The organism is Flammeovirga sp. SubArs3, from assembly GCF_947387565.1.
Taxonomy (GTDB): Bacteria; Bacteroidota; Bacteroidia; order Cytophagales; family Flammeovirgaceae; genus Flammeovirga; species Flammeovirga agarivorans.
In genome coordinates this window covers 41,457-57,078 of record NZ_CANDOA010000005.1, presented here as the reverse complement: position 1 = coordinate 57,078, position 15,622 = coordinate 41,457, and the positions used below count along the sequence as shown (strand labels likewise).

6 protein-coding genes are annotated in these 15,622 nt (G+C 35.4%); all 6 read right to left on the bottom strand.

Annotated elements, in window-relative coordinates:
* Positions 1 to 50 precede the first annotated feature (50 nt).
* Positions 51 to 4,898 carry a T9SS type A sorting domain-containing protein gene (locus tag QL232_RS15485; protein ID WP_281614764.1) on the bottom strand — a complete coding sequence of 1,616 codons (4,848 nt, stop codon included), beginning with the start codon at positions 4,896 to 4,898 and terminating at the stop codon, positions 51 to 53.
* Between the two features lie 18 nt (positions 4,899 to 4,916).
* Positions 4,917 to 6,245 carry a hypothetical protein gene (locus QL232_RS15480; protein WP_281614763.1) on the bottom strand — a complete coding sequence of 443 codons (1,329 nt, stop codon included), beginning with the start codon at positions 6,243 to 6,245 and terminating at the stop codon, positions 4,917 to 4,919.
* A 77-nt stretch (positions 6,246 to 6,322) separates the two neighbouring features.
* On the bottom strand, positions 6,323 to 7,954 hold the full coding sequence (locus QL232_RS15475; protein WP_281614762.1) for an Ig-like domain-containing protein: 1,632 nt from the start codon (positions 7,952 to 7,954) through the stop codon (positions 6,323 to 6,325).
* Between the two features lie 16 nt (positions 7,955 to 7,970).
* Positions 7,971 to 9,608, bottom strand: coding sequence for a RagB/SusD family nutrient uptake outer membrane protein (locus tag QL232_RS15470; protein WP_281614761.1), 1,638 nt, complete (start codon positions 9,606 to 9,608; stop codon positions 7,971 to 7,973).
* Between the two features lie 4 nt (positions 9,609 to 9,612).
* Entirely contained in the window at positions 9,613 to 12,813 is a 3,201-nt protein-coding gene (locus QL232_RS15465) for a TonB-dependent receptor (RefSeq protein ID WP_281614760.1), read from the bottom strand.
* A gap of 428 nt (positions 12,814 to 13,241) precedes the next feature.
* Positions 13,242 to 15,620 (bottom strand): hypothetical protein, encoded by a 2,379-nt coding sequence (locus QL232_RS15460; RefSeq protein ID WP_281614759.1) that lies wholly within the window; start codon positions 15,618 to 15,620, stop codon positions 13,242 to 13,244.
* Positions 15,621 to 15,622: the final 2 nt, after the last annotated feature.

Here is a 15,622-nt window from a genome sequence, read left to right as displayed (position 1 = left end):
CCGTTTTAAAAAAGTAGGGAGACGCTATAAATAACGTCTCCCGCTATTTATTATATCTTCACTTTTCTAACAAAAACTTCATTACCTACAGCTATTTGTACCACATAAATACCCTGTTTAAGGTTGGTGATATTTGCTGATGTGCCTGAAACTTTTTGCTGGAAGGCAATTTGACCATTTAAGTGTATTACTCTTACTAGATCATTATTAAAGCCTCTTGCAAATTTTAAAGTCAGTGTATTTGAAGCACTAGAATAAGCATTGATTTCGTTCTCCAGATTAATAATTGAAGTTGGTATTAATTCGTTAATTAGTAAAGTATAAACTAATTGAGTTACCTCGTCTTCCGCTGTAACCGTTATAGTTACAATATCTCCAAAATTATCCGGTTGTTCAACTTCTACCGTAGCATTAACATCTTCAGTCATCACTGTGATCTCTGGAAGATTATTTAATGTAATCACATACTCAAATACATCAGAAGAGAAATCTGATATTTCTTCTCCATCGATCATAATCGCTGTTAAAGAAGCATTGTCTGATTTTACCTCTTCTACAGAGAAACTTATCGTGTATGTACTAGTTGTTGTCGCATCTTCTGCTGTAACAACAATCGTAGCATCGCCCACTGTACCATCTACCTGTGTAATTTCAATAGAAGCGTTGCTATCACTTACGTTTGCTGATACAATTGGTGCTTCAGTAGTACCAACAGGTAAGATCACTTCATAATCGAATTTATCTACAGCAAATTCTTCTAATGCTTCTTCATTAATGTTAATTGCACTTAATGTTGCATCTGTTGAAGCTGCTGTCCATGTATAATTTACAGTATAGCTTATCACAGTTGTCCCGTCTTGAGCAGTAACTGAAACTGTGGCAACACCTGGCATTTCAGTTGCTTGTTCTATCTCAATAGAAAGGGCTTCATTATCATTGGCAACACCTGCTAACGTAGGAATGTCTGTAGTGTTATAAGCATATTCAATAGAATATTCATGTACAGTTGGGTCAAAACCTGTAACTTCTTCACCATTGACAGTTAATGTCGATAAAGTGGCATCTGTTGACGGTGCTTCTTGATTGAATGTAACTGAATACGTTGTCGCTGCTAAATCTGGATCTTGTGCTTGAACTACAATCGTTGCTGTTTCTCCCCAAGATTCTGCCTGAGTTGTTGATGTGATACTCGCTGTCGCATCATTCACTTCTCCTGCAATTGTTGGAATATCGGTTGTTCCATATGGGTACGTTAAAGTATATGACGTTACAGATGGATCAAAATCTGTGATCAACTCTGAATCTACCGTCAAACTATTTAACGTAGCATCTTGATTTGGTGCTTCTTGATTGAATGTAACCGAATACGTTGTCGCTGCTAAATCTGGATCTTGTGCTTGAACTACAATCGTTGCTGTTTCTCCCCAAGTTTCTGCCTGAGTTGTCGATGTGATACTCGCTGTCGCATCATTCACTTCTCCTGCAATTGTTGGAATATCGGTTGTTCCATATGGGTACGTTAAAGTATATGACGTTACAGATGGATCAAAATCTGTGATCAACTCTGAATCTACCGTCAAACTATTTAACGTAGCATCTTGATTTGGTGCTTCTTGATTGAATGTAACCGAATACGTTGTCGCTGCTAAATCTGGATCTTGTGCTTGAACTACAATCGTTGCTGTTTCTCCCCAAGTTTCTGCCTGAGTTGTCGATGTGATACTCGCTGTCGCATCATTCACTTCTCCTGCAATTGTTGGAATATCGGTTGTTCCATATGGGTACGTTAAAGTATATGACGTTACAGATGGATCAAAATCTGTGATCAACTCTGAATCTACCGTTAAACTACTTAAAGTAGCATCTTGATTTGGTGCTTCCCATTTGAAAATTACTTGATATGTTTTCTTTGGTGCCGTTTCATCCTCAGGAGTCACCGTAATAGATACGATAGCTCTTTGATTTGACTCCCACTCTATTTCTGTAACAGGTTCTCCTACGGTCGCAAAAGGATCTAACGCATCTGCTGAAACTCCTGGAAGCCCTGTCACACCATAATTTCTCATTACTTCATAAGTATCTTTATTGGATGAGAAGCCACCAATAGGATTACCATTTAAATAAATTTCCGATAATAAGTTGACATCAGAAGCAGGCGTCCAATCGAAGTTTACCGTATAAGTTTTCTGATCACCACTTTGTGCTTCTACAACAATTGTCGTAGAACCTGGCATTTCAGTTGCCGGTGTAATTGTTATCGTTGATAGCTCATCTGTAACCATCGCTTCAACCATTGGTATGTTCTTCGAACCTCTTAAATATGTCAATGAATAATCCTCAATACCAGATTCGAAATCATTGAGTGGTAATCCATTTACTGTGATAGATGTTAATGTGTTTACTGTAGACGGATCTAACTCATTGAATGACAATGTGTAATTTTGTTCAGTACCATCTACTGCAGTCACTTTTACTGTTGCTCCACTTTCAGTTACATCCACGGTTTCTACTGTTGCATCGGCATTAAAAGCTTCAGCTTTGATACTTGGCGTATGACCAAAAGGAATGTCTACTGTGTAATTGAAGATATCGCTTGAAAAGCCATCAACCAATTTTCCATCTACTACTAAAGAATATAATAAAGCATCGGCAGGAGATTGAACATGAGGTCCGTATAAATTTGTCAGATAATAAACTACACCGTCAATTCTTTCATCTACTGGACTACCATCTACACCAAATGTAATCGAGAAACGATTATACATAGATTCACTTACTGGAGGTGCTGGATTATCAGGGTCATTTTTGTAATCTCTATTTTCCGTGATCTGAGAATAATCAAAAATAAGCTCTATCCATTTTCCTCTTTCCGTAATTTGAGGATCTACTTTGATACCGTAGTTATCATTTTTATTCAATAATTCTAACCCAATAGCATTCCATGATAATTCAGGTAGATCATCTTCCTGATATACCATCATTTTAAAGACTAAATTTCGATCACCTCTGATATATGAATCATTGACTGTATAAAAGTTAGCGTTACCATGAGATGTTTGTGCTCTTGTAATCTTTGTCACCTTAGCATCAGAAACATCAGCTGTGATATAAGGATTATCTACTACTTCAGAAGTAAAGTTTCCTGTTGAAAAAGGAACAAACAAATCATTACTCGTTTCATCATGATAGTAGAATACCCCATTATCAATTGTCACTTTTTCCTCTTGTTCCATTTCTGGTAGTGTAGGCATTAGATCAGTAAAAGAAGCTAATGTGTACCCTTCTGTATCCACAACATTTCCAGATGTTGCATCATAAGAAACCAAGATATTTTCATAGACATTAAGTGGATTATCTAAATTCAATACAATTTGCTTTTCCGTATAAGTAACTGAAGAAATCGTTTGATCCAAACCATCTGAAGTCACTGTAAATCCTGTTTGATCAACAGTTTGAATAGCATATGCTGTTAAAACATCTAAGCTTACTTTGTCCAATGAATTTGCTACTTCTGCTTTAAATTCAATTTTGTCCGATACAAATGATGGTCCTTTTACATCTTTAATATATGCTGTTAATCCTTCCGCTTTGTTTTCATCATCTCTAGCTCCAATGAAGAATTTTAGATATTCGATATTATCAAACTCACTATCTTCCCAATCTGATAAGTCAAAGATCAATGTTTGCCATTGGTTATAACAAGTAATTTCTCGGTAAATTCCAGACATTTTATCATTGCCATCTTTAGGCTTAATGGCAAAACTTACTTCTTTATTGATATTCTCAATTCCTGTGTCTTCTAAGTAAATATCTAAAGTGAATACCTTACCATTGGTAACATCTAATGATGTATTTTCCTTAAATTTAAATTCAAGATTCGACCATGTGTTTGCTGCCCTAACTACTTTACCCACTGTTTCATTAGCATTAGTAGGATTAGCCGCTTTTTCGAACCCAAAAAATACTCCTCTATGAAAATCAACCAATGATTCTTCCTCATTAAATGAGGTTAATAATGTATTTGCTTTAGAAGTATAATTTGAGTTATTGATCACAGTTGCATCTGTAAATTCCTTTAATACAGCACCTTTGATATCCATTACAATACCATTCGTAAAGCTGTAAGTCAGTACTTCCCCAAACTCTATTTTTCGATCTAATAGCAATTCGATTTTATTTCCGTTTACTAAAGTTTGCTTCACTCCAATTTCCTGAGCGTTGGCATCAAAAAGATGGAAAGTTGGGTTATACACTTTATCTAAAGCATCATGTCCATTAAAGGTAATGGTAGCAATGTTTCCTTCTTTATTAATAGAAGCTGTATTTGAAATTAAATTTTGATGTACTCTTGGTCCCTTTACCTCGTCTACATAAAAATGCATTCCTTCCGCTTCATTGGCTTGATCATCTTTGATGAAATACAAATGAACTTGGTTGTATTCCACACTCTGATCTATTGATGAAAAATCAAAAGTGTAATCTACCCATTGATCAAACTCAGTGATCTCCAACACTTCTACTACCTCATCTTCATTAGTACCATTAGAAGGCCTAATTCCTAAAGCAATTGTTTTGTTAGAAGGTAGTACTGAAGGTGATTCTGCGTATAATCTCACATGGAAATCTGTACCCGTTGAAAAGTCAATTGGGCCATAAAGATGTAAACCAAAAGAGCCATTAATACTTTCTCTACGGTCTATTCTATTGATATTATGACAAGCCTGACCTGCAGGATCAGAACCTGATACAAAACCTACACCCACTACCTGAGTCACATCTCCAATCGCTTTTTGATGTGACTGATAATATGGAAAGTCTGTTTGTGCGTTAACCTGCATAGAAAATAATATTCCTATGATACAGCACAAGGATTTTAAAGTGGTAAATAATTCTTTCATTTCATTTAATTTTTGGTATTAGTAAATAATTTTTTTTGGTCCTTTAAAGTCTTTGATATAGAACTCCGATCCTTTGATCGAACCCCTATCCTCGGGGTTAAAAATGAGGCAAAAGGAGTTGTATGTTATTTTTTGAGCCTTTATATCTTCCAAATCGAAAGTACATTCGACCCAATTGTTGAAGGTGGATAGTGTGATCTCTTTAGATAGCTGTTTTAAATCTTTTCTATCCTCTCTTAAACATAGTTTGATAGCAATTTTTTGAACACCCTCTGGAGGTGTAGGTACAAAAACATTTACCTTAAATTTATTTTCTCTTGTGAGGTCAATTTCTGTCTGAAGGTCAAAAAGAACAGCCGCATTTTTATCATCAGTACTTTCTATTAACATCACTTGTTTATCACTGCCGGATGGATCTTGTACTCCTCTTCTTAGGTTAGAACAGTAATCATAAAACTTCCCATCTGTATACTTATGTTCATAGCAGAAATCAGTATATATTTCATAATCAATTGGTATATTATTCTTTACTACTTTATGCTTAAATGGAAGTAGTTCTTTACCATTAGCGTCAATTATTTTTCCTTTTCCAAACGATAATAATAAATTATCATTAGATGTAATTGGCTCACTAAGTTGAAGTGTAATGCGTTTTTGATCCGTTTTGACATTCTTGATAGGAACTGTTTTATAGCCATTTTTAATCAACGAAAATACAGTCTTCTTTACTTTTTGATCAATATCTCCATTCGATAGAATATCAATAAATACATTCTCTCCAATGTTATCTGTGGATAATTGTACTAGAACATGCTCGGCCTCAACTCCTGGAACATTGACTTCACTAATGTAAATCTCCAAACCATCTGCCTTCCCATTTTGACTTCCGGGTTGAACAAGAATCACTACAGATTTATAATCAACTCCCTCAATAGGATCCACTTCCACTTCATAAGTTTCCCATGAATTGAATTTTGTGACTTTAAACTTTTTAAGTGCTTGAAATTGGGTATTACTACCTTTCTCTCTTACACCTAACATAATTGTATATTCACTTATCTCTTTTATCGGTTGAGGATAAAATGCTGTAAATGAAATCTTTTTGGAACTAGAGAGATCCAATTTCATATTTAAATCGAACATCACCCCTCCATATACCGCATGATTACGTGTTAGGTGAATCACTTCTTTTTTTCCTTGAAAAGAACTTGAAATGTCAAAAGAACTACCCCATGACATTGGCGTGTCTAATATCCCATTATCCCCATATACCTGTACTTGGGAAAATACGGTTGTGCTGATAAAAGATAAAAAGAGAATGAATGTTATGTATAGCTTAAATCTCATCTCAAATTTATGAAAAGTGTGTAGTTTGGATAATGATATCGAGGTGAGACGCGATTGCTCGCGTCTCCTAATTTTTATTATCTTAATCTAGGGCCTGTAAGACCTTCGATGATATATTGTGCGTTTAGTGTAGTATCTCCAAAGTGACCATCCCAGAAAATTAATTCCATTTGGTCGATATCTTCATTGATTGCTTCGGTATCGTCGAAGTTAAATTTATATTCTGTCCATTCATTAAAGATAGGCTCCTTCACTTCCACCACTTTCTTCACCCTTACTCCACTGCTAGAGCTTTTAAGAATAAGACTAATATTATAATGACTTAACTTCTCATCTGCCTTTATGGCCTTTGCCCATAATGAATATTCTAGACCATAATCTGAATTGACAATAGCAGAGTTTTGTGTCGAAATATCGTATAACGGCCAACCATCACCTGCTACTCTTGTCAGTTGGATAAGATCTACCTCCTCATTGGCATGGTTAGTACCTACAATTTCTTCAATCGATAAATCTTTTCTTGGTCTTACCGAAACCTCATTGTTTGTTTCACCTGCTGCAAAGTAATAGTAGGTGGCATCTACTGTAACTTCCACTTCATCGGTAAAACCTCCATCATTAGAGACAAACTTAATGATTGTTGATCCGTCACTTACTGCAGTTACAACACCACCTTGGTCAACAGAGGCTACTAACTCATTTGATGACGTCCAAACACCTGTCTGATCAAAAGTTTCTTCAGGAGTAAAATTCGCTTCAATTTGAACAGATTGACCTGTAAACTGTATCGGTCCTGCCAGTGGATAATTCAATTCTACACCCTGAGCAAATACTTTTTCATTTACTGTTACCTTTACTGCTTTCGATAAAATTCTATCGTTAGAAACAAAAGCTAATGCTGAACCCGGTTTCTTCGCTAAAATCAAACCTGTTTCTTCATTAATTTCTAAAATAGAGGTATCAGAAACATAGTAATGGAAAGTAGTATCGTTAGCATTTTCTGGTAAGTAGTTAAATGCAATACCAAACTCTTCTGTTTCTGTTTGAGTAATCACATCTTCAGCAAATAAAATAGTATCAACAGCGATTTCAGGCATTACATTTAAACGAATTGACGTTGTTAAAACCTCCCTATCTTCCGTTCTAATGGTATGTGCCAATACATTAGTAACACCCACTACTTTCGCTTTTACCAAACCGTGACTTTCTACATTTATCATTTCTGGTTCATCTGCTTCGTACCATATTAACCCTAAATCACTAACGTTGTAAGGAAGTGTCATGGCTTCTACTTGAATACTTCTACCGACTACAACTTCTAACTCTTGGATTACAGGCTCTAAGAAGTCAACCGATGGATTCTCATGTCCTACTACAACATAAGTTGTATCGGAAAGATTAGTAATTGACGAAGTGGCTATTACCTTACCCCAACCTTCTTTTGTTCCTGTTACAATACCTGTTTCTTCTTCTACTTCTACAGCTCCATCAGGAGAAACTACAGACCAAACAATACCAGTTGCTTCTTCGTAATCAGAAATATTATAAGCAATAAACTGTAATGTTTCGTTTATCTCAAATGCAGTTGGAATCTCCCACGGACTAACGCTGATTCCTTCATCAATTTTGATGTCTTGCTCCACTTGTTGTTCATTACAACCAAAAACAAGGAACATCAATAAAACGCTTAATAAGTTTAGTTTTTTCATCTTAATTATTCCCGTTTTAGTAACCGTAATTTTGTTTCCAATTGTCATGTAGTAGCATATCTGGTCTAGGAATAGGCCATATATATTCATGCTGTGGATAAGGCAAACAGATGGTATTAATCAGAATATCATCTTTCTGACCGTTTGTATACTCTGGGTTGTCTGATGAGCTATAATAGATATCTCTTGCATCAGCTAGTTGTTTTAGCCTATTTGTTCTCACAAGGTCAAACTTACGCTTCCCTTCTCCATTTGTTTCTACTCTTCTTTCCTTCCAGATAATTTCTCTAAACTGATCTTTAGTCATCGAAGTAGAAAGGTCCGTTAAACCACCTCTTCTTCTTAATTTATTGATCTGCTCTATTGCTTTTGCTGTAGGGCCGTTTACTTCGTTAGATGCTTCTGCAAAGATCAATAAGGCATCTGCAATTCTGTATAAAACAATATTGATATCACCGTCTGCCGCTTGGAAACCAGGCTCACCTCTATAAATAAAAGGATCACATAGCTTATGATAAATAGGAGGACTGTAACAAGTATCTCCTTTTGCATCTACAGCTTTCACCAGCATACTAAAATCTTTTCTTTTATCACCTTCTTCAAAAGCTCTAAATAAATCTGGAGTTGGGATATACATACCTGTTGCTGACCCATGAAATTTCTTTGGATTACCTCCCCAGAATTTGCCAGCACCATGGTCCATAGTTTCTGCTACAAGCTGTAAACCTTCTGCTTGAGCACCTTTACCAAGACCAGAAAGGTTACCAAATTCAATCAATGATTCTTTAGAGAAATGCTGTCTCCATGGTTGCTCGAATGGGTTTTCGTATTCTTCGTTTTCTGTGAAAATCTCAAACCCTCCATTATTATTGATTGCACTGTCTGCATATGCCATTGCATATCTATATAATTCAGAGTCGCCTTTTAACAGCTGTCCTTCTGAAGTATATCTCCATCCCGCCATTGTAAGATACACCTCTGCTAATAATACATTTGCAGAAGTTTTTGTAAATCTACCAGCATAACTTGTACCATAGCTTTCAGGCAGTACTTCGATAGCATCTTTTAGATCTGGGATGATGATGTCGTTGTAAATCTCCATTGCATCAGATCTTGGAATCTCACCAAGGTTACTCAACAAATTCATTGGTTGTGTCACTTTTGGCAAATCACCGAACATTCTTACTAAGTAATAGTAGTACAATGCTCTGTTTGTCTTTAGTTCACCAATAATCTCTCCTTTTTCCTCCTCTGTGATCTCTCCATCCATTTTCTGAATCTTATCCATCGCATTATTACAATCTGCAACACCTTTCCAAAGTGGCCCCCAAATACCATTGTAATAGAAGTATTCATCTGGGTTTGCAGTATGTAAAAGATAATTGGCATTTGGTCCTGAAATTTCTGGACGTTCCTGACTTGACATATCATCAGTTCCTAATTCCCACAGATAAAACCATCTGCCGAATAAATTACCACCTGATACCCAATTTTCATATGGAGCCATTGCCAAAGAAAGTGCTCCCTCGTAAGTCTGCGGTAGGTCGTTTTCTGTGATATAACCTTTTGGATCTTCTTCTAAGAAGTTGCAGCTCACTCCGCCTAACATCAACAGGCAAAAAACAATATTTTTATAATTCATACTTTTCAACATGTGCTTATTTAAATGTTAGGTTTAAACCGACATTATATGTAATTGGTAATGGGTAAATACCGTAGTCATGCCCCATTTTTAAGGCATTGTGACCTCCTAATGAAACATCAGGGTTATAACCACTGTAATTTGTCCAAGTATATATATCACTTACTGAGAAAGTAAGGTTTGCATTAAATTTCTCTCTCACAAAACGATACATCAGGTCAACTCTTTTTAACCTAATGAAAGAGGCATCTTCGATAAAATCATCACTGAAAGAAATCGTAGATTGGTTGTTACTTGCCAAAGCAATGTGCGTATCCTCTGTTGGATTTTCAGGTGTCCAACGGTTATCAAAAATCTCTTGTGTTGTATTGTGAGATCCATTTAGGAAGCTCAACTGCCAGTTATTCAAGTTGGCCATTTGTCTACCCTGCTCACCCACAATAAAGATCGATAGTGTTAGGTTTTTGTATGTAAAATCATTGCCTAATGACCATACAAAGTCTGGTTGAGCATTTCCGATTTCTGTTAAGTCCTCAGAGTTAATTTTGCCATCACCGTTTAAGTCCTTGTATTTCGGTTGACCAGGGTATCTTGCCTGTCCAACATCTTTTTCCTTCCAAGGAGTGTATTTACCATTTAAACCACCTACTTGGTATTTCGCTTCTTTTAGGTCTTCTCTATATTTTCTGGCTGCTTCCTCAGTTGTCATTCCTCTAAACTCCTTAAAGTCTTCGTATTGGAATACCCCTTCTTGCTTTCTACCCCAGAAAGTACCTAGTTCTTTTCCGATAATTAATCGTTGTGTTGCTCCTTCATTAATCCAAGGATTTTGGTAACCTGTATTTAATTTATCTACATTTAAATCTGTGATATACGTCTTAGCATTGGTGTACATAATGCTACTAGACCAAGAAAAATCACCCGATTCTACATTTGTAGTTTTCAACATCAACTCAAGACCTTTGTTCTGTAATGAACCCACATTTACTAAACCCTCCTTGAAACCAGTGTAACCCGGAACATTAGTATTCAATAGCAGATCATCAGTATTTTTGATGTAGTAGTCTCCTGTAAAAGTTATTCTAGATTTATAGAAACTGAAATCTAGACCAAAGTTTAATTCTTTTGTCAGCTCCCACTTTAACTCATCATTTGTAAAGAAAGCTTCTCTTAAAGCTGGAGATCTATACTTTGTTTCACTTCCTAGAACACCGTAGTGTGTAGAATAAATGGCTAATGATTGTCCAATTCTACTTGCAGGTGAACCGTTTGTACCGTAACTCGCTCTTAATTTTAGAAGATCTACATTACGAACACTAAAGAACTTTTCTTGATTGATTTTCCATGAAGCAGATACCGCAGGGAATGAAGCCCATTTATTGTTCTTTGAGAATTGTGATGCTCCATCTATACGCTCCGAAACAGTTAAGAAATAACGATTGTCATAACTTAAAATGGCTCTGGCTGTAAAACTCATTAAAGTACGTTTTCCATAACCACTATTGTTTGAAAGCTGAGATGTTCCTGCTCCCATATTGTACCACTTTAAAGCGTCTGAAGGGAAGTTTTGTGCTTCTTGGCTTGACCAGTTGTCTTGAGAACTTCTCAATGAAGACATCAATAAAGCATTTACATTGAACTTATTGATTTTCTTGTTGTATCTGATTTGATTGTCCCAGTTCCATGAAGAAAAACTAGAAAAACGTCTCTTTGCCCAACCATCGATATCATCAATTCTGTTCGCTGGGTTTGTAGCTCTATAGAAGTTATTTTCTCTATTACCGTTGTTTACACCATATCTAGTCGTTAATGCAAACCCTTTTCCTATGTTGTAATCCAATGATAAATTACCCACCAACACATTCGTTAAGTTTTGCATACTGTTCAACCTCACCATATCCAATGGTGTATTGTTAAATAAAGCAAGGCTGTTATTTATCAAATTGTTTCCTTCAAGATCCAAAGTTGGCTGAGCTCTCAAACCTTGTAAAACCACACTACCTTGCCCTTTTGATGGGTCAAAACCAGTACCTGTATTCACCTGTTGTGCATCAGAGTTTGCAATGTAAATGGTAGATGACATTCTCAATTTTTCAGATACTTGACCGTTAACATTGGCATTGAATGTTATTCTTTCAAAACCTGAATTTTCAATAATACCTTCTGATTTATAGTAGTTAGCAGAAGTTCTAAAGTTAAATTTTCTTGTTCCTCCCGATACCGATGCGTTTATATCCGCAACATACCCTTGTCTATATAATTGATCTTGCCAATTTGTATTGGTCAATGTATCTGATGTATTTCCTAAATAGTTTAGAGAGTCTGTAGAAGATAATCTGTTTGTTTCTGCTCTTAATGACATATAACCAGGTGTATCCAAAACATCTTTATACATCCATTTTGGTAATTCTTGTACACCGTATTTGCCACTGACATTGGTTTTGATATCTCCCGCTTCACCTTGTTTCGTAGTAATTAAAATCACACCGTTTGATCCCATAGATCCATAGATAGCAGTAGAAGAAGCATCTTTTAAAACTTCGACCGATTTAATATCTGCAGGGTTGATGTCCGCCATTGCACTTTGCCCCGAACCTTCATTCTGAGCAAAACCCATATTATCATCAGAAATGATAGGCACTCCATCAATTACATACAATGGTCTGTTATTTCCACCAATTGAGTTGACTCCTCTAATTGAAACGGATGATGATGCTCCTGGCTGACCACTGTTAGATACTACTCTAACACCCGCCATTCGACCTTGTAATTCATTCTCAAAAGAGGCATTGGTTGATCTCTCGATATCCTTACCTGATACTCTACTTATGGCACCTGTAAGGTCTTCTTTTTTCTGTTCACCATAACCGATAACAACTACCTCATCCAATTCACTTACACTTTCTTTTAAGTAAACTTTGATTTCGGGTTTCATTGATTCTTTTACAGTGAAAGTATACTTTTCATAACCTATGAAAGAGATGAGGATAATATCGCCCACTTTCACATTGGAGACAGTAAACTTTCCATCAATATCTGATATTGTTCCTTTCAACTCATTTACTACAGAAACTGATGCACCAGGTATTGTGATTCCTTTCGGATCATGAACAATTCCTTTAACAGTGATATCTTGTGCGTTAGCGACATTAGTAATAAAAAATGTTAAAATGAATAGTATTAAAAAATTGGCTATCTGTATAATTCTTTTCATCATACTTTAACTCATTGAATAGATTTCATGCTTATCGATTAGCTCAAAATTAGGTAAATCGTCAGTTTAAATATTTGTCCTAATATTTCAATTGTTTGTAAAATTATATAATTACAAGATTTTTACATAATTATATAATGTTTTTCAATATGCTGTTAACATTTTAAATCTTGTCCTATAATTTAGGACTTGTAACAATGTACTTATCAAAATGAAACGAATCGGGACCTATTTAATCCTTAAACTAAAAACGAATAACTTAATTTAAGTTAAAACTAATCGATGGGTTTTAATGCTTTGATTGTTGTATTTCATCATAAATGATGACCTGATTACTTCCGGTAATTGTCCACATTAAATCATTAGAATATTAAATAACAATGTACTTTAGCCTACCGAATTGGGCATTTTAGTTTGGATAGATATCTTTATTATCTCATGTCTTTTATGTTTTTATTAAACTGAACACCCCATTTTATTTTTTTATTTTCTGGCGAGTTAATGACTAACTTCACTAAATCATCATTGATTTCAACAAGTTCTGCTTTACCTGAAGAAACCTCAAAGTCTTGTATTTTATAGTTGTTTTTAGCAATTACTACTTCATATGTATCCTCTGCGATAACTTTAGAAGTACCCGTCAGAGTTTTGTTTGCTTTGCTCCAATCTACATCATTCAAATCCAACATACCTTGCATTATATGCCTGTTTGTAGATATAAATTGAGGGTTTTCCTCTACCTCATGTACACTTAACATTCTGGCTTCTCCTCCTCTAACGGTTTGAGTAAGTGTCTCATCCCCTTTCACCTTGCTCACATAAGTATCATTCCAATAATCATATACATGATATTCTTTGTTCATATCTAACCCAAGACCACTAAAATTGACATTTTGAGATAGATCCACACTAATATCTTCAGCTTTCCAATGTTTACTATTGTATAGTGTTAGCTGATGCCATTTTTCGTTGACTCTATAATCAAAAATTTCTGGACAAAACTTTTCTAGTGAAAAAGCATCCAAGGGACGAGCCGTTTGTGGTAAAGCTGGATAAGGTAAAGTTCTTGTGAGATCATAGGTTACAGAATCTGGCATATCATACAAACTATGTCCTAATAATAACCGTCCACTCACTACATAAGTCATGGTAAACATCGTACGAATGGCGTCTCTATTTTTTGATTTTACCTTCGTATAATCTTTCGCATCCATATCCCAATTGACCAAAACTCTATTTTTATACCACCTTAACGAAGTATGTTTAATCATGTTTGGTGTTATAGACCAAGTATCGCCTTCTGTACGTTTAGACGAAACAGCACCTAACGTAACATCAGAATCTCTCATCCTTTCATGTACAAATGACTTTTTTCCACCCAAACCATTATAAGCTAACTCAAAATACTTTCTATGAAAGCCCGCAGTCGTGGTATACTTATCATCAAATCCTCCATCTTCATGCCATGATAAATGAGGGTAATCAATCATGATTCCTTTAAATCCTGCTTGATAAATATGAACATAAGCATCTTTTAAATGTTTTTCAAAATCTTTATCCGTTACATCATATCCTCCATTTCCAATTATGTTCCAATCAGGACCAAGATTACCGGTTTTTTTAGTACCCTCATTGAAAAGACATTGTTCTGGAAATTGCTCACTATAATCAGTAGATGTTTTAGTAGATTGAAAATATTGAAATGGAATTCCTCCTCTCTCGATGATTGCTTGAGCAAATTTTTCTGATGTTTCATAGGGTGCCGTATAAAAACCGTACTTCTGCCAATGTTCATCGTCAAACCAACCATTAATATTGTTATCATCGTAATTGTCCGGAACGATTCTGATACCCAAAGAAGAATATTTTGTGATTCCTTTTTCAACGGCTGCTTCCATTTGTTTTACACCATCCGTAGTATTATTTGTATGCGTATACCACAAGCACAGTGTTGGAAAAGTATAATAGTTAAGCTCTACCTTTTGAGCCATTTTTACGGTTAGAGCGTATTTCTCTAAAGCTTCAAAAGGGTTCTTTTCATTAAAATCAATATAAAACTTCTCATTCGGTAAGTACTTTGTGTTAGCATCCACAAGTTTACCGACGCCATCTTCACACCAGAGGGACAGTTCAAGGTGGCTGAGATATTTTTTTGCTTCTGCTTTCTTGGCAAACTCTTTATAAGTAAGCCCTCCCATAACGAGAGTATTCTTTTCTTCTAGACTTTTACCAAAAGTAAGCATCAAGTTATTTTCAGAAGTAAGGCTTTGAGTATGAACACTAGTTGTATGCCCATGACCAGGCCATTCCCAGCCTAAAGAACCGCCACTGTATCCATCTAAGGCAATATAAGATTCAAACTTTGTATTGTCATAGGCAATGCCTTTTTGTAATGGAGACATTGTATGGATGCGTAAATTATTATCTGTAGTATTATCTAAACCAATATTCAACACCAAATAACTATTATAGTTATACAATATAAATTCTACAATAATATCTGGGCTGCCTCCTTTCGAACTTACTACTGTAAGTTTCTGACCTTCACCTAATATATCATTCAATTCTTCAATAGTAGATTGGTGAATTGAATAATTAGTGGAATAATAATTATTAACTTTTGTAAACGCTTTTTCAACAACAAACCTCTTTTGAGATTTATCATAGATATGATAATATCCTTCTTGAGCATCGTATTCGATTCTCACAAAATCATTTTCAATCATCACTAGATCTGATTGAAACGACTTATAGGAAGAGATTAGAAGTATTACTACAAAAAGTAAATACAAGTATTTGTTGTTTTTCATTG